Here is a 22,990-nt window from a genome sequence, read left to right on the forward strand (position 1 = left end):
AGCCCCATCATGAAGAACAACCAGAAGCCCTCCTCGATGCCGGTGCACAAGTACCGTCCCTTCCACGAGCAGATCCGCATCGATCTCGAAGACCGCACCTGGCCGTCGAAGCGGATCACCGAAGCGCCGCGCTGGTGCGCGGTGGATCTGCGCGACGGCAATCAGGCGCTCATCGACCCCATGTCGCCCGAGCGCAAGCGCGTGATGTTCGAGCTGCTCGTGAGCATGGGGTACAAGGAGATCGAGGTCGGCTTCCCGTCGGCCAGCCAGACCGACTTCGACTTCGTGCGGCAGCTGATCGAAGAGGACCTCATCCCCGACGACGTCACGATCCAGGTGCTGACGCAGTGCCGTGAGCACCTGATCGAGCGCACCTACGAGGCCATCACCGGGGCCAAGCAGGCCATCGTGCACTTCTACAACTCCACGAGCGTGCTGCAGCGCGAGGTCGTCTTCCGCTCCGATCGTGAAGGCGTCAAGCAGATCGCCCTGGAAGGCGCGCGTCTGTGCCGGCAGTTCGAGAAGCGCATCCCCGACACGCAGGTCTACTACGAGTACTCGCCGGAGAGCTACACGGGCACCGAGCTGGAGTACGCCGTGGAGGTCTGCAACGCCGTGCTCGACGTGCTCGAGCCGACGCCAGCCCGCAAGGTCATCATCAACCTGCCGGCGACCGTCGAGATGGCCTCGCCCAACGTGTACGCCGACTCGATCGAGTGGATGAACCGCCACCTGGCCCACCGCGAGAACGTGATCCTGTCGCTGCACCCGCACAACGACCGCGGCACCGCGATCGCCGCGGCCGAGCTCGGGTATCTCGCCGGCGCCGACCGCATCGAGGGATGCCTGTTCGGCAACGGCGAGCGCACCGGGAACGTCGACCTGGTGGCGCTGGGCATCAACCTGTTCACGCAGGGCATCGACCCGCAGATCGACTTCAGCGACATCGACCAGGTCAAGCGCACGGTCGAGTACTGCAACCAGCTGCCCGTGCCCGAGCGCAGCCCGTGGGCGGGCGACCTCGTCTTCACCGCGTTCAGCGGATCGCACCAGGACGCGATCAAGAAGGGGTTCGAGGCCATGGCCGCGAAGGCCGCGGACCAGGGCGTATCGGTCGACGAGATCGAGTGGGGCGTGCCCTACCTGCCGGTCGACCCGAAGGACCTCGGCCGTTCGTACGAGGCCGTCATCCGCGTCAACTCGCAGTCGGGCAAGGGCGGCGTCGCCTACCTGCTGAAGACCGACCACGCGCTCGATCTGCCGCGCAAGCTGCAGATCGAGTTCTCGGGTGTGGTGCAGGCGAAGACGGATGCCGAGGGCGGCGAGGTCACCAGCGAGCAGATCTGGTCGATCTTCCACGACGAGTACCTGCCGTCCGACGACGAGAGCGCGAAGTGGGGTCGTTTCGAGCTGCTCGGCACGCAGACCCGCAGCGACATGTCGGGGGAGGTCGCGCTCGACGTCGTGCTGCGCGACGGGGAGACCAGCGAGCAGGCGTCCGGTCGGGGCAACGGCCCGATCGCGGCGTTCATCGAGGTGCTGCGCGAACGCGGCTTCGAGATCTCGCTGTACGACTACGTCGAGCACACGCTCTCCACCGGCGGCGACGCGCAGGCGGCCGCCTACGTCGAGCTGCAGGTCGACGACCAGCGGCTCTGGGGCGTCGGCATCGACGGCGACATCTCGACGGCGTCGCTCAAGGCGATCGTCTCGTGCGTGAACCGCTCGATCCGCACCCGCGAGGCCGAGCTCGCCGGAGTCTGAGCGCGCATGATCCCGATCACGGCTTGATGATCGGGATCATGCCCGTCTCGGTGGCCACCTTGCGGCGGTACAGGCGGCGCTGCTCGGGCAGCGACACGTCGAACACGACGGCGAGCACCCGGATCACGGCGGTAACGACGATCCCGATCACCGCGGCGAGCGTGATCGAGACGTCGAAGGCGTTCAGGATGATGATGGCCGTGCATCCGGCGCCCGCTGCCACGGCGTAGAGCGAGCCGACGTGCATGATCGCGACGGGCAGACCCATCAGCACATCGCGCAGCACCCCGCCGCCGACGGCCGCGCACACGCCGATGAAGACCGCGGGAACGGGAGGGATCCCGAATGCGATCGCCTTGCTGACGCCGAACGCGCCGAACATGCCGATCACGGCGGCATCGAGGACGACGATCAGGGTGTTGATGCGGTTCAGCACGCCGGCGAGCAGCATCCCGAACAGCGCCGCACCGGTCGCGGTGATGAGGTACCAGTCGTTCTGCAGGGTCGCGGGGGGCTGACCGATCAGCAGGTCGCGGATGAGACCGCCGCCCATGCCGATCATGATGCCGATGATCGCGACGCCGAGCCAGTCGAGGCGGCGCTGACCCTGGAAGCCGGAGGCGAACATCGCCCCCTGGATGCCGCCGAGCCCGACGCCGAGCAGATCAGCCCAGAGCGGGATGGTGAAGAGCGGTTCCGTCACCCGTCCATTCTCTCGTGCCCGGGAGATAATCGAGGGGTGCCCACCTATCGAGACGAAGCGGTGATCCTGCGCACCCACAAGCTGGGTGAGGCCGATCGCATCGTCACGATGCTGTCACGGCGCAACGGAAAGATCCGCGCGGTCGCGAAGGGCGTGCGGCGCACCTCGTCGAAGTTCGGCTCCCGGCTCGAGCCGTTCATGGTCGCCGATGTGCAGATGTACAAGGGGCGATCGCTCGACATCGTGCAGCAGGCCGAGTCGCTGGGCGCCTACGGGGCCGACATCGCGGTCGACTACGAGCGCTTCACCGCGGCCAGTGCGATGGTCGAGACCGCCGACCGGCTCAACGAGGCCGAGGCGACCGCTGAGCAGTATCTGCTGCTCGTCGGGGGGCTGCGGTCGCTCTCGCGCGGCGAGCATGCCGCCCGCAGCATCCTGGACTCCTACCTGCTTCGCGTCATGGCCCTGTCGGGCTGGGCTCCGGCTCTCGATGACTGCGCCCGATGCGGCGCGCCGGGCCCGCACCGGCATTTCGGGGCGCAGCTGGGCGGGTCGGTCTGCGACGCGTGCGCCCCCGCCGGCAGCCCGCGGATCTCGTCTTCGTCGCTGGCGCTGCTGCGGGCGCTGATCGGCGGCGACTGGACGATGGTGGATGCCGCAGCTCCGGCCGACATGGCAGCCGCGTCCGGCACGGTCGCCGCATACGCCCAGTGGCATCTCGAGCGCGGCATCCGCTCCCTCGAGCACGTCACCCACCCGTCGAGCATTGGAGCACGGTGACCCCGAAGCCCTACACGCACAAGGACGCGGTGCCGTTCCGCCCGCTCGACTGGACAGGCAGGACTCCGCCGGCGTTCCCGGCCGTGCCGGAGCATGTCGCGATCGTGATGGACGGGAACGGACGCTGGGCCAACCGCCGCGGCCTCAGCCGTGTCGAGGGTCACAAGGCCGGCGAGGAGGTGCTGCTCGATGTCGTGGCCGGCGCCATCCAGGCGGGGGTGAAGCACCTGTCGGTCTACGCGTTCTCCACAGAGAACTGGGCCCGCTCGCCGGAGGAGGTGCGCTTCCTGATGGGCTACAACCGCGACGTGCTGCATCGGCGGCGCGATCAGCTCAACGAGTGGGGCGTGCGGGTGCGCTGGGCCGGGCGCACGCCGCGCCTGTGGGGATCGGTCATCAAGGAGCTGCAGTTCGCCGAGCAGCTCACCAAGGACAACGACGTGCTCACCCTCACCATGTGCGTGAACTACGGCGGCCGCGTCGAGCTCGTCGACGCGATGCGGGCCATGGCGGAAGAGGTGAAGGCGGGGCGGATGCGCCCGAGCGCCATCACCGAGAAGCAGATCCGCAGGCACCTGTACGTGCCGGACATGCCCGACGTCGATCTGTTCCTGCGCAGCTCGGGGGAGCAGCGCACGTCGAACTTCCTGCTCTGGCAGGCCGCGTACGCCGAGATGGTCTTCCTCGACACGCTCTGGCCGGACTTCTCCCGCGAGGAGCTGTGGCGGGCGATCGAGATCTACCTGGCGCGGGATCGCCGCTTCGGGGGAGCCGTGGACGCGCCCGACGCGCCCGCCTGACGCGGCTGCCTGAGGCGGCTGGTAGCAGCCTGCTGCCTGAGGCGGCTGCCTGACGCGGCTGGTAGCAGCCTGCGCCTGACCTGCGCGGCTCAGGTGTCAGTCGCCTCCCAGGGTGGCGTCTCGTCGTGGGCGGCCCAGTCGCCACGCGCCGGCCAGTCGACGTGCGTGGGCCGGTCGCCGTGCGCGGCCCCGCGGGTGGGCGTGTCGGGTGGCTCGGACCGTGCCGGATCACACGTGTCGGGTGGCCAGGGCCCGGTGGGCACGAACATGACGCGGCGAGGCGGCGGGTCGAGGTGGGTGCGCCCGGAGGGGCTGGTCCACTCGAGCGACCAGTCGGGCAGCTGACGGGCAGTCCAGCGGAACTGCGCCGGTATGTCCGGATGCTTCAGAGCATGGTGGGTGAGGCAGAGGTAGGCGAGGTTGTCGGTGCGGGTGGGGCCGCCGCGGGCCCAGTCGATGGTGTGGTCGGATTCGCAGCGGTGGACGGGCATGCGGCAGCCGGGGAAACGGCAGTGCTGATCGCGGGCGCGCAGGTATCGGCGCATCGGCTCGGTCGGGGTGTAGGTGTCGGTTTCGGTGACGAATCCGGTCGGGTCGAGGAACAGACGGGTCCATCCGGTGGACTGCCCGGCGAGTCGACGGGCAGTGTCGGGGTGCAGGGTGCCATGGCCGTCGAGCTGGGCGGGGGTCTCGTCGACACCGGCGAGGGTGGTCGCGGCGACCGTGACCTGGATGCGGGCGTGGATGTTCTCGAGACCGGTGCCCATGATCGCGCTCGGCGCTGCTCTGAGCAGGAGGTCGCTGAGCAGTTCGGTGCGGATCTCGTCCAGCGCGCGGCTGTCGGTCGGGATCTGGATGACGGTGGGACCCGCCGCGATGATGCGCTCCATCGCGTCGTCGTACGCCTCCCACGCCCCCGGGACATCGAACGGGTCGGACGGGTCGAACGGGTCGGTGGCGCAGGAGTCGCCGGTTCCGGAGATCGCCCCGGTGGCAACCGCGGTGGCCTCGGCGGCCGCCGCTGCGGCCGCGGCGCGAGCGGCCTCGAACTCGAGATCGGCCTCGACGTCGGCGGGGAGGGTGGGAGTGCGGTTCTCGGGATGCTGTCGCTGCGTGCGGGCCATCGTGGTGAGACGGTCGAGGATGGCGACGGCCTTGTACGTGGGCATGACCGCCTGCAGCAGAGACATCTCATCGTCGAGCTCCCGCACGCTCACCACCTGCTGAGCGGTCGCCGCGCGGTGCCGCTCGGCCACTGTCTGCGGCGCGAGCGCCGCGACGAGCTGCCGCACGTGAGCCCGAGTTCGGGCCGGGGCTTCGGTCTCGGCGAACTCCAGTGCTGCCGCCTCGTACAGCGCCCACTGCGCCTCGGTCGCCGTACCGCCGCTGCGCGCCTGGATCAGTGGGCCCGCCGCACGGAGGATCTCGCGCACATGCGCCGCGCCGATCCGCCCGGCGGCGTACGACGCGCGCAGGTTCGGGAAGTCATCGCGCAGTGCGCAGGCGTCCGAGAATGCCTGCTCGACGGCGCCCTTCGCCATCCTCCCGGCTGCGGAGTACTCCGCCACCATCGACCGGCGGATCGCCTCACGATGCATCGGGGCGGTGGCGACATCGGCATCCATCACCTCCACGCGCTGAGCCAGCAGCGTCGCCGCCCGCGCCTGGAGGCGGTTGATCTCGGCGCGCACATCGAGCCACTCGTCCAACAGCTCGCGCTGCCGGGCGAACGGATCAATCGATGTGGTGGCCATACGAGAACGGTAGAACATACCTCCGACATTCAGCTGCCGCAGGCAGAGCGGGCGCTCAGGAATCGGCGACGGCGAGCCGCGCGAGCCAGCGCTCCGTCTCGCGCGGATGGCGGAAGCGCACGATCGTCAGATGCGGATGCCGCCGTTCGACATCCGGCATCCGCTCCGTCCACTTGTGCAGAGTTCTTGTCTGCCACAGCAGGAGGTTCTCCTCGGGGTCGCGCCGGAACATGTTCGAGATCCCGCGCTCCCGGTTGCCGTTCCACAGCTCGGTCCTCAGCACCTGCCGAGCGACCGTGCGGCGCACGAGCCGCGTGCGCACCACGCGGTACGGATAATCGAGCCACAGCACGAGCTCTGCGCGAGGAGCGAGCACCGCCTCTGTGCCCCTGCTCGTGTACTGCCACTCGGTGATCCAGCGCTCATCGGCGGCGAACGCCCGCACGTCGTCGAGGAACTCGGGCCGAGGTGTCCACTCCGGCCCGTGGAACAGGGCGTCGAGCTCGACGTGACGCAGGTTCCAGATCACGGCGAGGCGCCGCGCGAGCGTGGTCTTGCCTGATCCCGTCACTCCGGCGATCAGCACCCGCGACGGTCGCAGAGGGAGGGCGTCTTCGGCAGTCAGCACCCGAGAAGGCTAGTCGATCGGGAATATGCGCACCGGGGCATGCGGTTGTCACCCATGTGAGCGAACCCATCTCCATCGACATCTGGTCCGACATCGCCTGCCCCTGGTGCTACATCGGCAAGCGCAACCTCGAGAAGGGGCTCGCCGCGACCGCCGGCGATGACGACGCGCCGCAGGTGCGGATCACCTTCCACTCGTTCGAGCTCTCGCCCGACACCCCCGTCGACTTCGACGGCGACGAGATCGACTTCCTCGCCGGGCACAAGGGCATGCCGCGCGAGCAGGTCGAGCAGATGCTCGGGCAGGTGACGAGCGTCGCCGCGGCGGCGGGGCTGGAGTACCGTTTCGATCTGCTGCAGCACACGAACACCGTCAAGGCGCACGAGCTGCTGCACTTCGCGAAGGCGAAGGGCCTGCAGCACGAGATGGAGGAGAGGCTCATGTCGGCCTACTTCACCGAGGGCAGGCACGTGGGTCGTGTCGATGATCTGGTCGCCCTGGCCGAGGAGGTCGGGTTGGATGCCGCCGAGGCGCGCTCAGCGCTCGAATCGAGCGCCTACCTCGACGCCGTCCGCGCAGATCAGGCGCAGGCGCGCGCCTACGGCATCAACGGCGTGCCGTTCTTCGTCATCGACGGCCAGTACGGCGTGAGCGGTGCCCAGCCTCCCGAGGCGTTCGAGAACGTCATCCGCGACGTGTGGGCGCAGAAGAGCGCCGCGAGCTGATCAGCGACCCGCCTCCGTCAGAGCCGTCTCGATCGCCGAGACGATCTCGACGGAGTCCGGGAGCTGCTTCGGGCGGAAGCGCTGCACCGACCCGTCCGCGCCGACCAGGAACTTCTCGAAGTTCCACTCCACCCGGCCGGCCCTGCCATCGGCATCCGGAGTCTCCTTCAGAGCCTTGTAGAGGTCGTGCGCGCTGCGTCCGTTGACCTTGACCTTGTCGTTGATCGGGAAGGTGACGCCGTAGCTGGTCGAGCAGAACTCGAGGATCTTCTCGATCGACCCCGGCTCCTGACCGAAGAACTGGTTGCAGGGGAAGCCGATGACGCTGAAACCGCGATCGGCGTAGCGCTGCTGCAGCTGCTCGAGCTGCGTGTACTGCGGAGTGAGCCCGCACTTCGACGCGACGTTCACCACCAGCAGCACGTCTGCGCCGATGTCGTCGAGAGTCTTCGAGGCGCCCTCGGCGTCGGTGAACGGGATCTGTCGCAGGGTCGCATCGGCCATCTCCACAGCCTAAACGCGCGGTGCCCTGGTCCGGCCGCCGTCTGGGAGAATGGACAAGACATGACTATCGCCCCTGACTCCGCTCTCGACACCGCCCCGGCCCCCGCTCTGCGCATCGGCCCGATCGCACTGGACACCCCGGTGGTGCTGGCCCCGATGGCGGGTATCACGAACACGGCATTCCGCCGGCTGTGCCGGGAGTACGGCGCAGGCCTGTACGTGAGCGAGATGATCACCTCGCGCGCGCTCGTCGAGCGCAACGCCATCACGATGCGACTCATCCAGCATCACGAGAGCGAGACCCCCCGGTCGATCCAGCTCTACGGCGTCGATCCCGCGACGATCGCCGAGGCCGTGCGGATCATCGTGGCCGAGGATCGCGCCGATCACATCGACCTGAACTTCGGCTGCCCGGTTCCCAAGGTCACCCGCAAGGGCGGCGGCGCCGCGCTGCCGTGGAAGATCGGCCTGTTCTCCGACATCGTCCAGCGGGCGGTGAAGGCGGCGGGCGACGTGCCGCTGACCGTGAAGATGCGCAAGGGCATCAACAAAGACCACCTCACCTTCATCGACGCCGGCCGGGCGGCGGAGGATGCCGGTGCGGCCGCCGTCGCGCTGCACGCGCGCACGGCCTCGGAGTACTACTCCGGCCACGCCGACTGGAGCGCCATCGGCGAGCTCAAGCAGGCGGTCACCAGCATCCCCGTGCTGGGCAACGGAGACATCTGGTCGGCCGCCGACGCGGTGCGGATGATGGAGGAGACCGGCTGCGACGGCGTGGTCGTCGGTCGCGGATGCCTGGGCCGGCCGTGGCTGTTCGGCGAACTCGCCGCGGCCCTCGGACCTTCTGCCCAGCCGGGTGGCGAGCCCGCACCCGTCGTCGACGCGACGCTCGGCTTCGTCAAGGACGCCTTCCGCCGGCACGCGGAGCTGCTGGTGGAGTTCTTCGAGGACGAGGATCGCGGCTGCAAGGACATCCGCAAGCACGTCGCCTGGTATTTCAAGGGCTACCCGGTGGGCGGCGAGCTGCGCGCCGCGCTGGCGCGGGCATCCACCCTCCAGGAGATCGACGACCTGCTCGGCACGATCGGCGACGCGCCGTACCCCGGCGTCGGTGCGGAGGGCCAGCGCGGGCGCGCCGGTTCGCCCAAGCGAACCGCCCTGCCCGAGGGCTGGCTCGACTCGCGCGAGATCGGCGAGGGCGTCGGCGACATGATGCGCGGAGCGGAGACCGAGAACGATGGCGGCTGACCTCGTGCACGGCTACGACGAGCATGACGCCGAGCGCTTCTTCGCGGAGACCCATCGGTCCGAGCGCGACCACTTCTCCCGCGACCGCGCACGCGTGCTGCACTCCGCGGCGCTTCGGCGCCTCGCGGCGAAGACCCAGGTGCTCAGTCCGGCCAGCACCGCCGACTTCGCGCGGAACCGGCTCACGCACTCCCTCGAGGTCGCCCAGGTCGGCCGCGAGCTCGCCAGCGCCCTGGGCGTCTCGGCCGACGTGGTCGACACGGCCTGCCTGAGCCACGACCTCGGGCATCCGCCGTTCGGGCACAACGGCGAACGCGCCCTGAATGAGTGGGCGGAGGACATCGGCGGCTTCGAGGGCAACGCGCAGTCGCTGCGCATCCTGACCCGCCTCGAGGCCAAGGTGCTCGACGACAGCGATCACTCCGTCGGGCTCAACCTCACCCGCGCCAGCCTCGACGCGACCTGCAAGTACCCGTGGACCGTCGACGAGCCCATGCCGGACCCGGGCGGGCGGCTGAAGTTCGGCGTGTACCCCGAGGACGAGCCGGTCTTCCGGTGGATGCGCGACGGAGCCCCGGGTCGCGAGCGGTGCATCGAGGCCGAGATCATGGATCTGTCCGACGACATCGCCTACTCGGTGCACGACTTCGAGGACGCGATCGTGAACGGCTACGTCGATGTGGCGCAGCTGTCGGATCCGGTCGAGCACCACCCCCTCGTCGGCCGCATCCAGCAGTGGGTCGGGTACGACTACACCCGCGACGAGCTGGCCGACGCGCTCTACCGACTCACCCGCGAGACGATGTGGATGCGCTCGTTCGACCGATCGCGTCGTGACCTCGCCCGGCTGAAGAACCTCACGAGCGACATGATCGGGCGCTTCGCGCGCGGCTCGGTGGCCGCGACACGGGCGGCGTACCCGGGTGAGACGCTCGCGCGGTACAGCGCGCACGTAGTGATCCCTCGTGAGGTCGAGACCGAGATCGCCGTACTCAAGGGCATCATGGGTCAGGCCATCGTCACGATCGACGCCCGGAAGGGCGTGTACAAGGAGCAGCGTCGCGTGCTGCAGCGACTGGCCGACGCGCTGTGGTCGACCGATGCCCTGTGGTCGGCGGGAGCGGACGTGCTGGAGCCCGCGTTCTCGGCGGATTTCCTCGCGGCGGACTCCGATGCGCAGCGCGCCCGGGTGGTCGTCGACCAGATCGCGAGCCTGACCGACCAGACCGCCGTCGACTGGCACAATCGTCTCGTCGGCGAGATCGATCCCGCCGAGGTGGGGATCTGGTCACCGCGTCACGCCCGGCCCGGGGTGCGCCACCGAGCTGAATCCCGGGTGGTCGTCGAAGGGGCCGTCTGATGCCGCGCATCCTGCAGGCGGACGTCGAGGAGGTCAAGACCCGCACGAACATCGCCGACATCGTGGGGGAGCGCGTCGCGCTGAAGTCTGCCGGCGTCGGATCGCTCAAGGGCCTGTGTCCGTTCCACGACGAGAAGAGCCCGAGCTTCCACGTGCGCCCGCAGGTCGGCTATTACCACTGCTTCGGCTGCGGCGCCTCGGGAGACGTCTACTCGTTCCTGCGCGAGATGGATCACGTGAGCTTCACCGAGGCCGTCGAGCGGCTCGCCGCCCGCGTCGGCTACTCGCTGCATTACGAGGACGGCGGGGCCGCGCCGGAGACCAGCGGCCGCAGCCGGCTGTACGCCGCCAACACCGCGGCGGGGGAGTACTTCCGGTCGCAGCTGCTCAGCCCCGAGGCGGAGAGCGCTCGGCGCTTCCTCGGTGAGCGCGGGTTCGATGCGGGCGCGGCAGCCCATTTCGGTGTCGGCTACGCGCCGCGCGGGTGGGACAACATGCTCAAGGCGCTGAGCGCAAAGGGCTTCACACGCGACGAGCTCACCGCGGCCGGGCTGGTCTCGGCCGGCCAGCGCGGCGTCTACGACCGGTTCCGTGGCCGAGTCGTCTGGCCGATCCGCGACGTCACCGGTCAGACGATCGGGTTCGGCGCGCGCAAGCTCTACGACGACGACCAGGGGCCGAAGTACCTGAACACCCCCGAGACGCCGATCTACAAGAAGGCGCAGGTGCTCTACGGGCTCGACCTCGCCAAGCGAGACATCAGCAGGGGCGACCCGCGTCGCGTCGTCGTCGTCGAGGGGTACACGGATGTGATGGCGTGCCATCTCGCCGGCGTCACGACGGCGATCGCGACCTGTGGCACCGCGTTCGGTGCGGAGCACATCAAGGTGCTTCGCCGGGTGATGGGCGACGACTCGGCGGCGGGCGAGGTGGTGTTCACGTTCGACGGCGACGAAGCGGGACAGAAGGCGGCCCTGCGCGCCTTCTCGGAGGACTCCCGCTTCACCGCGCAGACTTTCGTGGCCGTCGCGCCCGACGGCCTCGATCCGTGCGACATGCGTCTGCAGCGCGGCGATGCCGCTGTGCGCGGGTTGATGGATGCCAAGGTGCCGATGTTCGAGTTCGCGATCGACCGCAAGCTCGCCGGCTACGACCTCTCGACCGTCGAGGGGCAGGTCGGTGCCCTGCGTGCCGCAGCGCCGATCGTCGCCGAGATCCGCGACGAGCTGCTGCGCCCCGGATACGAGCGGGTGCTCGCCCGCCGACTCGGGATGGACCCCACGGCCGTGCACCAGCAGGTGCAGCGCGCGGCACGCGGAGAACGCGAGCAGCCCGCACAGCGTCAGCAGCCGCCGCCCGCCGGGGACGGCGTCGAGAGCACCACACGGGTTCGCCTGGTGGACCTGCCGCGCACGCCCGAGGTCGCGCTCGAGCGCGATGCGCTGATGGGCGTGCTGCAGTACGGTCACCGACTCGACCAGGAGGTGCTCGCGCGCGCGCTGAGCGAGCCGTTCCGGCATCCGGCGCTGAACGCGGTGCGCGACGCCGTGGCGTCGGTCGGCGATCGCACCCGCGTCGGCTGGGCGACGGCGGCGGCGGACAGCGTTCGCGAGCCGTACCGCAGCCTCGCGGGGGAGCTGCTGATGATGCCGTTCCCGGCACGCGACGACGAGGGCGCACTCGCCTCGTCGGCTGACCTGTGCCGGCGGCTGATCCTGCGCAGCATCGAGCGCGAGAAGCAGGAGCTGCTGGGTGCCGTGCAGCGGGTGCCGGCCGACTCGGACGGCGGCCGTGCGCTGCGCATGCGCCTGCGCGATGTGGATGCCGAGCGGCTGCGGTTCACCGAGTCCTGAGCGCTTTCGCTCGCGGAACCGGCAGGATGGACGGTATGCCTGCCGACAGCGAGTTCGCGATCGACTGCCACGACCTGGTCATCGACCGGATCGGGCACGGCGGAACGACCCGCGCGGTCGACGGTGTGACGTTCTCGCTCCGGCCCGGCGAGCTGATGTGCATCGGCGGGGCGACCGGCGCGGGGAAGTCGACCCTCGTGACCGCGCTGGCCGGGATGGGTGACGCGTCGCTGAAAGTCGCCGGGGGTCGAGCGACGGTGTGCGGTGTGAACATCCGCAGACCGGGGCGCGCTCGTCGCACCCTCACCGCGCTCACCGGTCACCTCGCGCAGGCGGCAGGCGCGGCGCTGCCACCCCGGCTCACCGTGGCCGAGGCGATCTCGGAGCCGATCACGTCGCGCGAGAAGAAGGTCAACGGCAGGGCGCTGGCGATCCGTGTCGCGTCGCTGCTCGACGAGCTGCACCTGCCGCTGGGGCTCGCCTCGAAGTTCCCCTACGAGCTCAGCGCCGGCATGCGCCAACGCGTCGCGATCGCCCGAGCGCTCATGCTCGAACCGCACGTGCTCATCGCCGACGAACCGCTCGCGAACCTCGACCTCGAGGTGCGACCGGTCGTCTTCGATGCGATCACCCGCCGCCGCACCGAGCGCGCCATGGCCGCGCTGCTGGTGACGAACGACGCCGCGTTCATCCGCGAGCTCGACGCCGAGGCACTGCTGCTGCGGACGGGTCATGTCGTGGCTCGAGGCACCGGATCGAACCTCATCTGGGCGCCGAACGCCGAAGGCGACGTCACGCCCTGACCCCGCCACGCCCGGGCGGCGCCGTGTGTTCAGCAGCGCCGGTGGAGTTTGCTAAGCTGGGGGAGTTGCCCGCGCAGCGGGGAACGACCGAATGATCCTCGGTAGCTCAATTGGCAGAGCAGCCGGCTGTTAACCGGCAGGTTCTTGGTTCGAGTCCAAGCCGGGGAGCCAATCCCTGCGAAACCCCGCCCGAGTGGCGGGGTTTCGTCGTCTCTCCGCTCGGATCGTCGCGCGATCAGTACGAGCGCACCAGGATCCGGTTGTCGACGAAGCGCACGTGCGCAGACCCCTCCGTGCGTCAGTCCGCAGGCCCGGCGGTGAGCGAATGTCCCCACTGCCTGGCCCGATCGAGCTCCCCGTCCACGAGCGGTCCCTCATAGCCCTCGACGAGGAAGCTCTCCGGCGCGGCCGTGTGCGTGAATCCCTTCCGTCGCGCTGCCCGGGTCGCCGAACGCGAGGCCGCGCCCGGCATCAGCGGCATGTCGACGCGCGTGTCGAACGCGACGAAGATCGGCTTGTCCTCACCGGACGGCAGATCGGACAGCCAATCGCGTATGCCGCGCGGGAGATCGGCGACTCGGCCCCCGCGGTGCGCGGCCTCCTGCCGGGTGGAGTACCGCGACATCGAGAACGCGTGAGTGGGGCCGCCGACCACGAGGAGGTCGACCGCGTCGGAGATGTCGTCCGGGGCGTCCGTCACCTCGACGAGATCGACGTGCGCGCTGTCGCGCATGCCGTCGGCGATCGCCTCCGCGATCTTCCGCGTGTTGCCGAACATGGTCTCGTAGACGACGAGTGCGCGCATGCTGACTCCCGACTCTCCGCGCGGAACGTCGTGGTGCTCCGCGCTGACATCATGTTCTCGGAACCGCCGGCGCTGCACCGGGACTTTGGTCACAGCTCCCCGCGTGGACCCGGGGTCAGGAGGTGACTGGAACCCGCCACTGCGCTCTGGTGCCCCGGTCCGTGCCGTCGGCGATGCTGAAGTCGCCGCCGTGATCGGCCGCGCGGTGCGCGAGATTCACGGTTCCGCTGGGCACGCCGGCACGCTCTCCGAGGCCGTCGCCGTCGTCGTCGACGGTGACGGTGACACCGGCATCGTCGACCTCCACAGCGACCGAGCAGTTCTGTGCGTTCGCGTGGCGTGCGATGTTCGCGAGCGATTCCCGCACGACGGCGATCACATCGTCGGCGAGGGTGCCCGTGACGGCGAGATCGACCGGTCCCGAGAAGGTCACCCGCGGTGGCCGGAAGAGCGCGGGGGCGAGTTCGGCGACGACAGCGAGGATGCGGTCGCGCGTCTGCTGCGCCCCCGGCTGCCGTCCGCGGAGGGTGAAGATCGCCGTGCGGATGTCTGCGATCGCGGCATCGAGCTCGCTGACGTGCTCGTCGATGCGCTCGGACTGCGCGGGGATCGCTGCGCTCAGGGCCTGCAGGCCGAGGCTGGTCGCGAAGAGCCGCTGGATCACGTGATCGTGCAGATCCCGCGCGATCCGTGCGCGGTCCTCGATGATGTCCAGGCGCTGACGATCCGCTCGGGCCCACGCGAGGGACACGGCGATGCCGGCGTGGGCGGAGAACTCCGCGATCGTGGCGAGTTCGCTGCGGGTGAAGCCGCTCTCCGCGCGCTCGCGGAACACGCAGAGCGCGCCGATCGCACGGCCCGAGGCCGTCAGCGGGACCGCGGCGCCGGGTCCGACGAGGATCCGGCCGTCGAGGAACGTCCGCTCGTGTGACTCGTCGATGATCGGCTGCCCGCTCTCGATCGCGCGCGCTGCCAGGGAGGTGATGGCGGGGATGGTGGTGCCGGCGAGGTCAGCGGAGCCTTCGCCGTGCGCGACCGCGATGCGGATGTTCTCGCTGTCGGCGGGTACGGCGATGGTGACCAGCCGACTGGGGATGACGAGCGCGACGTGCTCGGCCACGACGCTCAGCACGTCGGCGGTGCGGGAGGAGAGCAGGGCCGTCGCGATCTCGGAGAACGCCTTGCTCAGCCGTTGTTGGCGTCGCGCCTCGTCGTAGAGTCGGGCGTTCTGGATGGCGACCGCGGCCGTGCTCGCGAGAGCCTGGATCAGCTGCTCGTCCTCCTCGGTGAAGAACCCGGCGGCGGGGTCGGTGAGGTACAGATTCCCGTACACCTCGTCACGCAGCAGGATCGGCACACCGAGGAAGGCGTCCATCGGGGGGTGGTGCTCCGGGAAACCGACCGAGCGGGCGTCGTCGGTGATGTGCGCGAGCCGGATCGTCTCCGCCGAGTCGATGACGGCCCCCAGCAGCCCGTATCCGTGCGGAAGCGGGCCGATCCTCTCGACCTGTTCGGCGGGGATCCCGCAGTGCACGAAGCGCTCCAGCGTCCGGTTCTCGTCGATCACTCCGAGCGCTCCGTACCGGGCGCCGACGAGAGTCATCGCGGACTGCACGATCTGGCCCAGCACCCTGTCGATGTCGAGGGCGTCGATGACCGACCGTGTGGCCGTCAGCAGCTCGCGCAGCCGCCCCTGCACGGCCAGCACATGCTCAGCGTGCGAGATGAGCTCGCCGATCGTCTTGTCGAGCTCGGCTCTGGGCTGATCGGGAAACTGAAGGTTCGCGTCCACGCTGCAGCACCTCCCGGTGGCTGGTAGCCCGAGTGTAGCGTCCGAGGCGGTGCGGCCGACAGCGGGATCACCGGCGCCCGCGCCGTCGCGTCGGGCCGAAAGTCCCATGCGGTCTCATCGCCGTCCGCGTACTGTCGTGCACAGCGGCTCCGCCTCGTTGCCGCGTACGGTCGGAACGACTTCGAGAGGGGCCACGCCATGCTGCGGGTGTTCCTGGTGGACGATCACGAGGTCGTCCGGCGCGGCGTCGCCGAGCTGCTGGCCTCGCAGCCGGACATGGAGCTGGTCGGTGAGGCGGCGACCTGCCGGGAGGCGCTCGGCCGGGTCGCGGCCACTCTGCCCGACGTCGCTGTGCTGGACGTGCAGCTTCCGGACGGCAACGGCGCGGAGCTGTGCCGTGAGATCCGGCAGCGGCATCCGCGGGTGCGCTGTCTGATGTTCACCGCATTCGACGACGACGATGCCGTCTTCGCGTCGATCCTGGCGGACGCCTCAGGGTACCTGCTCAAGAGCGCGCACGGTGTGGATCTGGTGCACGCCATCCAGCGCATCGCCGCAGGCCATCGGCTGATCAACCCGGTGGCTGCGCAGCGGGCGGCTCAGCAGATGCGCGCAATGGCCGCAGACGATCCGCGGTTCGGCTCGCTGGGGCTGCGCGAACGGCAGATCCTCGCTCTGATCGCCGACGGGCTCACCAACCGCCTGATCGCGGACCGGCTCGGCCTGGCCGAGAAGACGGTGAAGAACTACGTCTCGACCATGCTCGCCAAGCTCGGGCTGGAGCACCGCACGCAGGCCGCGCTCTTCGAGAACGATCGCAAGCATGCGCAGATGGATGCGCAGATCGCCGGGCGGTCCGTGCCGCATCCGTGACCCGGATGCGGTCGCAGACCGCTGCTCACCGGTGCGGGACCGGCTCGCTCTGTCGCGATGCCGCGGGCACGTCCGCGTGCGCGTGCACGATCAGCACGGGGCACTTCGCATGTGCCGCGCACGCCGTGCTCACCGACCCGAGGAGCAGGCCCACGAAGCCCCCGTGCCCGCGGTTCCCGAGTACGAGCATCCCCGCTCGGCGGCTGACGTCGATGAGCGTCGGCGCGGCCGGGCCTGCGAGCACGCTGCGCACGAGGTCTGCCGGCGGATCGGATGCGAACGCGTCGGCGATCGCGGCATCGAGCAGCTTCTCGGCATCGTCTTCCGGCGACCAGCCGGCGATCGTGTACGAGTCCATGATCGGCGGATAGGTCCAGGTGGTCACCGCCTCGAGGGGAGCGTCGAGCGCGTCGGCGATCCGGGCTCCGTATCGCAGCGCCGCGATGGAGGCGGCGGATCCGTCGACGCCGACGACGATGCGGTCGTCCTCGGTGTGTCGGCCGTCGGCCGCGTCGGTGCTGCGCGCTGGGGCGTTGGTGTCCATGACGTCACCCTGCCCGCCCGCCTCCCGCTGCGCCGGGACGAAAGTCCCATGAGCGGCTGCGGCGATCGGTGTGGAGTCAGAGCAGCTCGGCGCGCAGCTGCTCAGCGGTCTTCGGGGAGAGCAGCCCCGGCGCGATGTCGAACGGCGTCTTCGCGCCGTGGTCGCCCGACGCGTGCAGGCGCGCGGCGGCGCGCGCGTACGCCACGAGGACGCTGGCGGTGAACTCGGGGTTCGACTCGAGGGCGAGTCGGAACTCCATCGTCTGAGACGAGGCGTCGGAGGTCGTCCCGCTGCGGATCACGAAGCCGCCGTGCGGCGCGCCGGCGTGATCGCGGGTGAGCTCCTCCGCCGACACGAACCGCACCGTCGTGTCGTAGGGCTCGAAGTAGTCGGGCATGCTCACGATCGCCTCGCGCACGGCATCCGGATCGGCGCCGTCCGCCAGCACCACCACGCACTCCCTGGTGTGCTTGTCCCGCGTGCCGAGCTCGGGACGCTCGCCCGCGCGCACCCTGGCCACAGCATCGTCGGACGGGATCGTGTACTGCACGCCGGCCGCGACTCCGGGCACGCGACGGATGGCGTCGGAGTGCCCCTGACTGAGTCCGCGCCCCCAGAAGGTGTACGTCTCGCCCTGCCGCAGGATCGCCTCGCCGTAGAGCCGCTGCAACGAGAACAGCCCGGGATCCCATCCGGTCGAGATCACCGCGGTGGTCCCCGCTGCCCGCGCCGCGGCGTCGACAGCGGCGAAATGCTCGGGGATGCGCGCGTGGGTGTCGAAGCTGTCCACGACCGAGAAGCGGGATGCGAGCTGCGGCGTCTGCTCGGGCAGGTCGCTCTTCGAGCCGCCGCAGAGGACCAGCACGTCGATCTCGTCCTGCATGGCGTCGAGCTCGTCGACGCCTCGCACCGGGACGGCCGGGTCGACCGTGCGGACCGAATCGGGGTCGCGCCTGGTGAACACCCCGACGAGGCGCATGTCGGGATTCAGGGCGATGGATCGCTCGACCCCGCGCCCGAGATTGCCGTAGCCGACGATGCCGATGCGCAGCTGTGCGTTCATGGTGCTCTCTTCTGTAGCGCGCGAGCGCGGTCTGTCCGTGGGGGAGTCTCAGCCCTCGAGGTCGTCGACCCCGGGCATCCAGCTGTGCGAGCCGCGGTTCCAGCCGCGCTTGCGCGCGATCTTCTGCACCGTCTTCGCGTCCGAGTCGCCGAGGCGATCGACGTAGAGCACGCCGTCGAGGTGGTCGAACTCGTGCTGCATGATGCGCGCCCGCCAGCCGTCGACCTCGATGCGCACGTCGCGGCCCGCGAGATCCGTGCCCGTGACGAGCACGCGGTCCGAGCGGCGCAGCGCGAAGCGCTCACCGGGGAACGACAGGCAGCCCTCGGACTCCTCGTCGGGGTCGGGGGAGCCGGGCTCGAGAGGGGTCATCCACAGCACGGGGTTGATGATCTCCCCGCGCCAGGGGTTCTCGTCATCGTCGACGTAGGAGTAGACGTAGATGCGCAGGCCCACGCCCACCTGTGGCGCCGCCAGCCCGACGCCGGGAGCGGCGTCCATCGTCTCGTACATGTCGGCGACGAGCGTGCGGATCTCGTCGGTCACCTCGCCCACCTCGCTCGCGGGTGCGTGCAGAACAGGATCGCCCATGATGCGAATCGGAAGAACAGCCACGCCACAACCCTAACGGGCGGGAAGCGGCAGGTAGGGTGAGACGGTGCAGCATGGGGCGGACTTCGCAGGGAACGTGAGCGATCAGCTTGTCGGGGTGTTCCAGAACCCCGCTCTGCTGTTCGGCATCCCGCTGGCTCTGGCCGGAGCGGTCTTCATGTCGCTCGGTGCGCAGTACCAGCATCGCGGCGTCGAGAAGGTGGAGCGGCTCAGCGGCACGCAGGGCGCGACCGGTCTCAGCGGCGCACAGCTGAAGGGGCTGCTCACACGCCCGTCGTGGATCATCGGGACCCTGATGCTGGCCCTGGCGATCGTGTGCCAGCTCAGCGCCATCGCCATCGCCCCGCTGATCGTCGTGCAGCCGCTCGGTGCGATCGCGCTCGTGGTGACCACTCTTCTGAACGCGCGGATCTCCGGTCACACCCCGACCCGGCAGTCGCTGATCGCGATCGGCGCGTGTCTCGGCGGCATCTTCCTGTTCGTCGTGTTTGCCGCGCTCTACGCGACCGAACGACCGATCAGCAACGACGACCTCTTCATGATCCTCACGATCCTGCTGGTCGTGATCATCGCCCTCGGCGCGTGCTGGCTGATCCTGCGTCGCCGCATGCGCGCCCTGTTCTACGTCACCGGCGCCGGCATCCTGTACGGCTTCGTCGCCACGCTCGCCAAGGCGGTCATCAGCCGCATCCAGGCCGGCGACTTCGAGTGGCTCACCGTGGTCTGCGTGATCGCCCTGATCGCCGCCGCCGCCGTCGGCGCGTACTTCGTGCAGACCGCCTACAGCTCGGGGCCGCCCGACCTCGTCATCGCCGGCCTCACGGTGATCGATCCGATCGTGGCCGTGCTCATCGGCGCGCTCGTGCTCGGGGAGGCCGCGGCCGCTCCGCTGTGGGTCGTGATCCTGTTCGTCGTCGCCGGAGCGATCGCCATCTGGGGCGTGTTCAGCCTGGCGCGGTACCACCCGCAGGTGCTCAGCGACAGCCAGGAGCTCGGCATCCGCCGGGGCAGCGACCCGGGCACGGGTTCAGCGTCCGCGCAGAACTGACCCGCACCAGAAACGGCCGGCCGGACCGGCCGGGCTCAGTAGTCCCGGTCGATGAGCTCGGGCGAGACCTCCGCTGCGGCGGCCTCGTCGACGAAGAACACCGTGCGGCGGCGCCCTTTCGCGCCCGCCGCCGGCACACTGGCGTAGCTTGCGCCGGCGAGGGCGAGACCGAGAGCGGATGCCTTGTCGGCACCGGTCAGCACCAGCCAGACGCGCTTGGCTGAATTCAGCACCGGACGGGTCAGCGTGACGCGTTCCGGCGGCGGCTTGGGCGAGTTGCGCACCGGCAGCGCCGCGGCGTCTGTCACGGTCACCTCGGGGCGGTCGGGGAACAGCGAGGCGATGTGCCCGTCGGGTCCGACGCCGAGGAAGCAGACCGCGAACGACGGCCACTCGTCGTGCACGCTGGCGAAGCGGGCGAGCTCGGCGGCGTACGCCTGGGCCGCCTCGTCGAGGGTGACGCCGTCGCTGGGCGCGGCGACCTCGTGCACGTTCTCGGCCGGTACGGGGATGTGATCGAGCAGCGCACGCCGCGACTGCAGCGAATTGCGGTCGGGGTCGTCGCGCTCGACGAAGCGCTCGTCACCCCACCAGAAGTGCACCAGCGACCAGTCGATGTCCGCCGAACGGGGGTCCTCTGCGGTCGCCGCGAGCACGGCCCCGCCCATCGAACCACCCGTGAGGCACACGTGCGCGATGCGGCCGTTGCGGGTGCGGGCCTGAAGGCGGGTGATGAAGCGGTCTGCCACGCGCGCCGCGAGATCGGCGGGAGTGGGCTCGACGACCACGGTCTTCGTCGTTCCCTGGACCTTCACGCCGATCACGCTCCCTGCTCGGGCGGGCCGAGGTGCGACCAGCCCTCGGTGATGACACGACCATAGAGCAGATCCGCGTCGAGGCGGCGCAGCTCCTCGGCGAGGCACTCGCGCAGCGTGCGCCGCGGCAGGTGCAGCTCGTGGTCGGGCTGGCCGGGCTGGGTCAGCACGGCGACGCCGGGTGAGGGCCGCTCGAGCAGGATGTCGCCGCTGGCGCGGGTGAGGCGCACCGACTTGATGCCCTCCTCCCACTCGCTCGGATCCTCGTACGACCACGTCACGGGCACATCGAGCGCCATCTGCAGCCATGCGGCCAGCAGCGCGGTCGACGGCGACGCCGCGGCGCCGCGCACCTCGGCGCCGACCACGTCCTCGAAGGGCGGCTGGTCGAGCACGGCTGCGAGCTGTTCGCGCCAGTGCGTGAGGCGGGTCCAGGCGAGGTCCGTGTCGCCGGGGGCGTGGGTGCGGCCCAGCAGGGTCAGGCGGTCGCGCACATCGGAGCTCGTGGCCGCGTCGGTGATGCGGCGCTGCGCGATCCGCCCGAGAGGGGAATCCGCGGCATCCAGCGGCGCCTCGTCCGGCCACCACGCGACAACGGGGGCATCCGGCAGCAGGAGTCCGGTGACCAGGCTCTCGGCGTTGCTCGCCGCGTCGCCGAAGGCTCGCAGCACCACCACCTCGCTCGCTCCGGCATCGCCGCCGACGCGGATCTGCGCGTCCAGTCGGGCCTCGCCGTCGCCGAGGGTGAGGACGATCACGCGCATCGGGTGCTCGCGGGATGCGTCGTTGGCCGCCTCGATCGCCTCTTCGGCGACCCCGTTGCGGGCGGCGATGATCAGGGTCAGCACACGACCGAGGGCGACGGCGCCGCCCTCTTCGCGCACCTTGACGAGCTGCTTGGCGACCTGACTGATCGTCGTGTCGGGAATGTCGATGATCACGGGCGTCTCCAGACTCGTCCGTCGCGGGCAAGGAGGTCATCGGCCGAGGCAGGGCCCCAGGAGCCGGGGGCGTACTGTTCGGGCTGCTCGTCCAGAGATGCCCAGTACTGCTCGATCGGGTCGAGGATCTTCCACGACAGCTCGACCTCCTCGTGCCGGGGGAAGAGTGGGGGATCGCCGAGGAGCACGTCGAGGATGAGGCGCTCGTACGCCTCGGGGCTCGCCTCGGTGAAGGCGTGGCCGTACCCGAAGTCCATGGTCACGTCGCGCACCTGGGTTCCGGCGCCGGGGACCTTCGAGCCGAAGCGGATCGTGACGCCCTCGTTCGGCTGCACGCGGATGACCAGGGCGTTCTGGCCGATCTCCGACGCGCGGCCCATCAGATGGTGCGGCGCGCGCTTGAAGACGATCGCGATCTCGGTGACCCGGCGTCCCAGGCGCTTGCCGGTGCGGAGGTAGAACGGCACACCTGCCCAGCGGCGGTTGGCGATCTCGAGCTTGAGGGCCGCGTACGTCTCGGTGGTCGACTGGGGGTTCATCCCCTCCTCTTCGAGGAAGCCGTTCACCTTCTCGCCGCCCTGCCACCCGCCGGCGTACTGGCCGCGTGCGGCCGCCAGCGACAGATCCTCCGGGAGCTGGACCGCCTCGAGGACCTTCTCCTTCTCGGCGCGAAGATGCTCGGCCGACAGGCTGATCGGCTCCTCCATCGCCGTCAGGGCGAGAAGCTGCAGCAGGTGGTTCTGGATCACGTCGCGTGCCGCGCCGATGCCGTCGTAGTAGCCCGCGCGGCCGCCCACGCCGATGTCCTCGGCCATGGTGATCTGCACGTGATCGATGTGGTTGCGATTCCAGATCGGCTCGTACAGCTCGTTCGCGAAGCGCAGCGCGAGGATGTTCTGCACCGTCTCCTTGCCGAGGTAGTGGTCGATGCGGAAGATCGAGTCGGCGGGGAAGGCGACCTCGAGCGCGCTGTTGAGGGCCCGAGCCGACTCCAGGTCGTCGCCGAACGGCTTCTCGATCACGACGCGGCGCCAGCAGGTGTCGTCGTCGCTGTCCTCGCCGACCAGGCCGGATTCCTTCAGCTGGCGGGCCACCGTCGGGAAGTCCTTCGGGGGGATCGACAGGTAGAAGGCGTGGTTGCCCATGGTGCCGCGCTCGACGTCGAGCGTCTCGACGGTCTCGCGCAGCCGTGCGAACGACTGCGGGTCGTCGAACGTGCCCTGCACGAACCGGATGCCCTGCAGCAGCTGCTGCCAGGTCTCCTCACGGAACTCGGTGCGCGAGTGCTCCTTCACGGCGTCGTACACGACCTTCGCGAAGTCCTGGTCCTCCCAGTCGCGCCGGGCGAAGCCGACGAGGGCGAAACCGGGCGGCAGCAGGCCGCGGTTGGCGAGGTCGTACACGGCGGGCATGAGCTTCTTGCGCGACAGATCGCCGGTCACGCCGAAGATCACCAAGGCGCTCGGTCCGGCGATGCGATTCAGGCGGCGATCATCAGGGTCGCGGAGGGGGTTGTGTCCGCGGGAGACGGTGGCAGTCATCGGTGGGGGATATCTCCAAGTCGTGAGGATG

At 69.9% G+C, this 22,990-nt stretch carries 22 protein-coding genes and 1 tRNA gene; 11 read left to right on the top strand and 12 right to left on the bottom strand.

The genetic code is table 11. The features are described 5' to 3' along the window. Positions 1–9: 9 nt before the first annotated feature. Entirely contained in the window at positions 10–1,764 is a 1,755-nt protein-coding gene (leuA, locus tag AB0O65_RS06085) for a 2-isopropylmalate synthase (protein ID WP_071644748.1), read from the top strand. Between the two features lie 16 nt (positions 1,765–1,780). Here leuA and AB0O65_RS06090 read toward each other — a convergent pair whose 3' ends face one another. Then, positions 1,781–2,467: a TRIC cation channel family protein gene (locus AB0O65_RS06090; protein WP_071644749.1), complete on the bottom strand. Its 687-nt coding sequence runs from the start codon at positions 2,465–2,467 to the stop codon at positions 1,781–1,783. Positions 2,468–2,503: 36 nt separating this feature from the next. On the opposite strand from AB0O65_RS06090, the gene recO reads away from it, so the two are divergent. Together recO and AB0O65_RS06100 are read left to right on the top strand one after the other, a co-directional pair. Continuing rightward, positions 2,504–3,247, top strand: a complete 744-nt coding sequence (gene recO / locus AB0O65_RS06095; protein WP_191713322.1) for a DNA repair protein RecO — start codon at positions 2,504–2,506, stop codon at positions 3,245–3,247. Further along, a complete protein-coding gene (locus AB0O65_RS06100; protein ID WP_363383673.1) occupies positions 3,244–4,047 on the top strand; it encodes an isoprenyl transferase in 804 nt (267 codons plus the stop codon). Before recO ends, AB0O65_RS06100 begins: the two co-directional genes overlap by 4 nt. An 89-nt stretch (positions 4,048–4,136) precedes the next feature. On the opposite strand, the gene AB0O65_RS06105 is transcribed toward AB0O65_RS06100, so the two are convergent. Beyond that, a complete protein-coding gene (locus tag AB0O65_RS06105) occupies positions 4,137–5,801 on the bottom strand; it encodes an HNH endonuclease (protein WP_363383675.1) in 1,665 nt (554 codons plus the stop codon). A gap of 55 nt (positions 5,802–5,856) precedes the next feature. Next, positions 5,857–6,429 carry an AAA family ATPase gene (locus tag AB0O65_RS06110; RefSeq protein WP_071644753.1) on the bottom strand — a complete coding sequence of 191 codons (573 nt, stop codon included), beginning with the start codon at positions 6,427–6,429 and terminating at the stop codon, positions 5,857–5,859. A 56-nt stretch (positions 6,430–6,485) separates the two neighbouring features. On the opposite strand from AB0O65_RS06110, the gene AB0O65_RS06115 reads away from it, so the two are divergent. Then, positions 6,486–7,154, top strand: coding sequence for a DsbA family oxidoreductase (locus AB0O65_RS06115; protein ID WP_071644754.1), 669 nt, complete (start codon positions 6,486–6,488; stop codon positions 7,152–7,154). On the opposite strand, the gene AB0O65_RS06120 is transcribed toward AB0O65_RS06115, so the two are convergent. Continuing rightward, a complete protein-coding gene (locus tag AB0O65_RS06120; protein ID WP_191713325.1) occupies positions 7,155–7,658 on the bottom strand; it encodes a glutathione peroxidase in 504 nt (167 codons plus the stop codon). A 60-nt stretch (positions 7,659–7,718) separates the two neighbouring features. On the opposite strand from AB0O65_RS06120, the gene dusB reads away from it, so the two are divergent. From dusB to AB0O65_RS06145, 5 genes are all read left to right on the top strand, one after another. Beyond that, on the top strand, positions 7,719–8,909 hold the full coding sequence (dusB, locus tag AB0O65_RS06125; protein ID WP_363383678.1) for a tRNA dihydrouridine synthase DusB: 1,191 nt from the start codon (positions 7,719–7,721) through the stop codon (positions 8,907–8,909). Beyond that, positions 8,899–10,269 carry a deoxyguanosinetriphosphate triphosphohydrolase gene (locus AB0O65_RS06130; protein ID WP_363383680.1) on the top strand — a complete coding sequence of 457 codons (1,371 nt, stop codon included), beginning with the start codon at positions 8,899–8,901 and terminating at the stop codon, positions 10,267–10,269. Before dusB ends, AB0O65_RS06130 begins: the two co-directional genes overlap by 11 nt. Then, a complete protein-coding gene (dnaG, locus tag AB0O65_RS06135; protein ID WP_363383682.1) occupies positions 10,269–12,122 on the top strand; it encodes a DNA primase in 1,854 nt (617 codons plus the stop codon). The genes AB0O65_RS06130 and dnaG overlap by 1 nt, the downstream gene beginning before the upstream one ends. 35 nt (positions 12,123–12,157) lie before the next feature. Then, complete coding sequence (locus tag AB0O65_RS06140) at positions 12,158–12,925, top strand: ATP-binding cassette domain-containing protein (RefSeq protein WP_313478387.1); 768 nt, start codon at positions 12,158–12,160, stop codon at positions 12,923–12,925. Positions 12,926–13,020: 95 nt separating this feature from the next. Continuing rightward, positions 13,021–13,096: transfer RNA gene (locus AB0O65_RS06145), tRNA-Asn, on the top strand. Between the two features lie 127 nt (positions 13,097–13,223). On the opposite strand, the gene AB0O65_RS06150 is transcribed toward AB0O65_RS06145, so the two are convergent. Together AB0O65_RS06150 and AB0O65_RS06155 are read right to left on the bottom strand one after the other, a co-directional pair. After that, a complete protein-coding gene (locus tag AB0O65_RS06150; RefSeq protein ID WP_313478390.1) occupies positions 13,224–13,730 on the bottom strand; it encodes a flavodoxin domain-containing protein in 507 nt (168 codons plus the stop codon). A 115-nt stretch (positions 13,731–13,845) separates the two neighbouring features. Further along, complete coding sequence (locus AB0O65_RS06155) at positions 13,846–15,522, bottom strand: GAF domain-containing protein (RefSeq protein WP_363383685.1); 1,677 nt, start codon at positions 15,520–15,522, stop codon at positions 13,846–13,848. A 198-nt stretch (positions 15,523–15,720) separates the two neighbouring features. On the opposite strand from AB0O65_RS06155, the gene AB0O65_RS06160 reads away from it, so the two are divergent. After that, positions 15,721–16,395: a response regulator transcription factor gene (locus tag AB0O65_RS06160; protein ID WP_071643380.1), complete on the top strand. Its 675-nt coding sequence runs from the start codon at positions 15,721–15,723 to the stop codon at positions 16,393–16,395. Positions 16,396–16,420: 25 nt separating this feature from the next. Here the strand turns inward: AB0O65_RS06160 and AB0O65_RS06165 are convergent, their stop codons facing one another. The 3 genes from AB0O65_RS06165 to def all read right to left on the bottom strand — a co-directional run bounded on the left by AB0O65_RS06165 (position 16,421) and on the right by def (position 18,617). Continuing rightward, positions 16,421–16,939 (bottom strand): universal stress protein, encoded by a 519-nt coding sequence (locus AB0O65_RS06165; RefSeq protein ID WP_083428717.1) that lies wholly within the window; start codon positions 16,937–16,939, stop codon positions 16,421–16,423. Between the two features lie 76 nt (positions 16,940–17,015). Then, complete coding sequence (locus AB0O65_RS06170) at positions 17,016–18,002, bottom strand: diaminopimelate dehydrogenase (RefSeq protein WP_363383688.1); 987 nt, start codon at positions 18,000–18,002, stop codon at positions 17,016–17,018. A gap of 48 nt (positions 18,003–18,050) precedes the next feature. Then, positions 18,051–18,617 carry a peptide deformylase gene (gene def, locus AB0O65_RS06175; protein WP_363383690.1) on the bottom strand — a complete coding sequence of 189 codons (567 nt, stop codon included), beginning with the start codon at positions 18,615–18,617 and terminating at the stop codon, positions 18,051–18,053. Between the two features lie 73 nt (positions 18,618–18,690). Between def and AB0O65_RS06180 the strand changes: the two genes are divergently transcribed. Further along, positions 18,691–19,662: a DMT family transporter gene (locus tag AB0O65_RS06180; protein ID WP_363383692.1), complete on the top strand. Its 972-nt coding sequence runs from the start codon at positions 18,691–18,693 to the stop codon at positions 19,660–19,662. A 35-nt stretch (positions 19,663–19,697) separates the two neighbouring features. Here AB0O65_RS06180 and pgl read toward each other — a convergent pair whose 3' ends face one another. From pgl to zwf, 3 genes are read right to left on the bottom strand one after another with little or no spacing between them, the layout of a single operon-like run. Next, positions 19,698–20,477: a 6-phosphogluconolactonase gene (pgl, locus tag AB0O65_RS06185; RefSeq protein ID WP_071643488.1), complete on the bottom strand. Its 780-nt coding sequence runs from the start codon at positions 20,475–20,477 to the stop codon at positions 19,698–19,700. A 5-nt stretch (positions 20,478–20,482) separates the two neighbouring features. Then, positions 20,483–21,418 carry a glucose-6-phosphate dehydrogenase assembly protein OpcA gene (locus AB0O65_RS06190; protein ID WP_071643386.1) on the bottom strand — a complete coding sequence of 312 codons (936 nt, stop codon included), beginning with the start codon at positions 21,416–21,418 and terminating at the stop codon, positions 20,483–20,485. Beyond that, positions 21,415–22,959 (bottom strand): glucose-6-phosphate dehydrogenase, encoded by a 1,545-nt coding sequence (gene zwf, locus AB0O65_RS06195; RefSeq protein WP_191713335.1) that lies wholly within the window; start codon positions 22,957–22,959, stop codon positions 21,415–21,417. The genes AB0O65_RS06190 and zwf overlap by 4 nt, the downstream gene beginning before the upstream one ends. Positions 22,960–22,990: the final 31 nt, after the last annotated feature.

This window comes from Microbacterium sp. NPDC077391, assembly GCF_040686955.1.
Lineage (GTDB): Bacteria > Actinomycetota > Actinomycetes > Actinomycetales > Microbacteriaceae > Microbacterium > Microbacterium commune.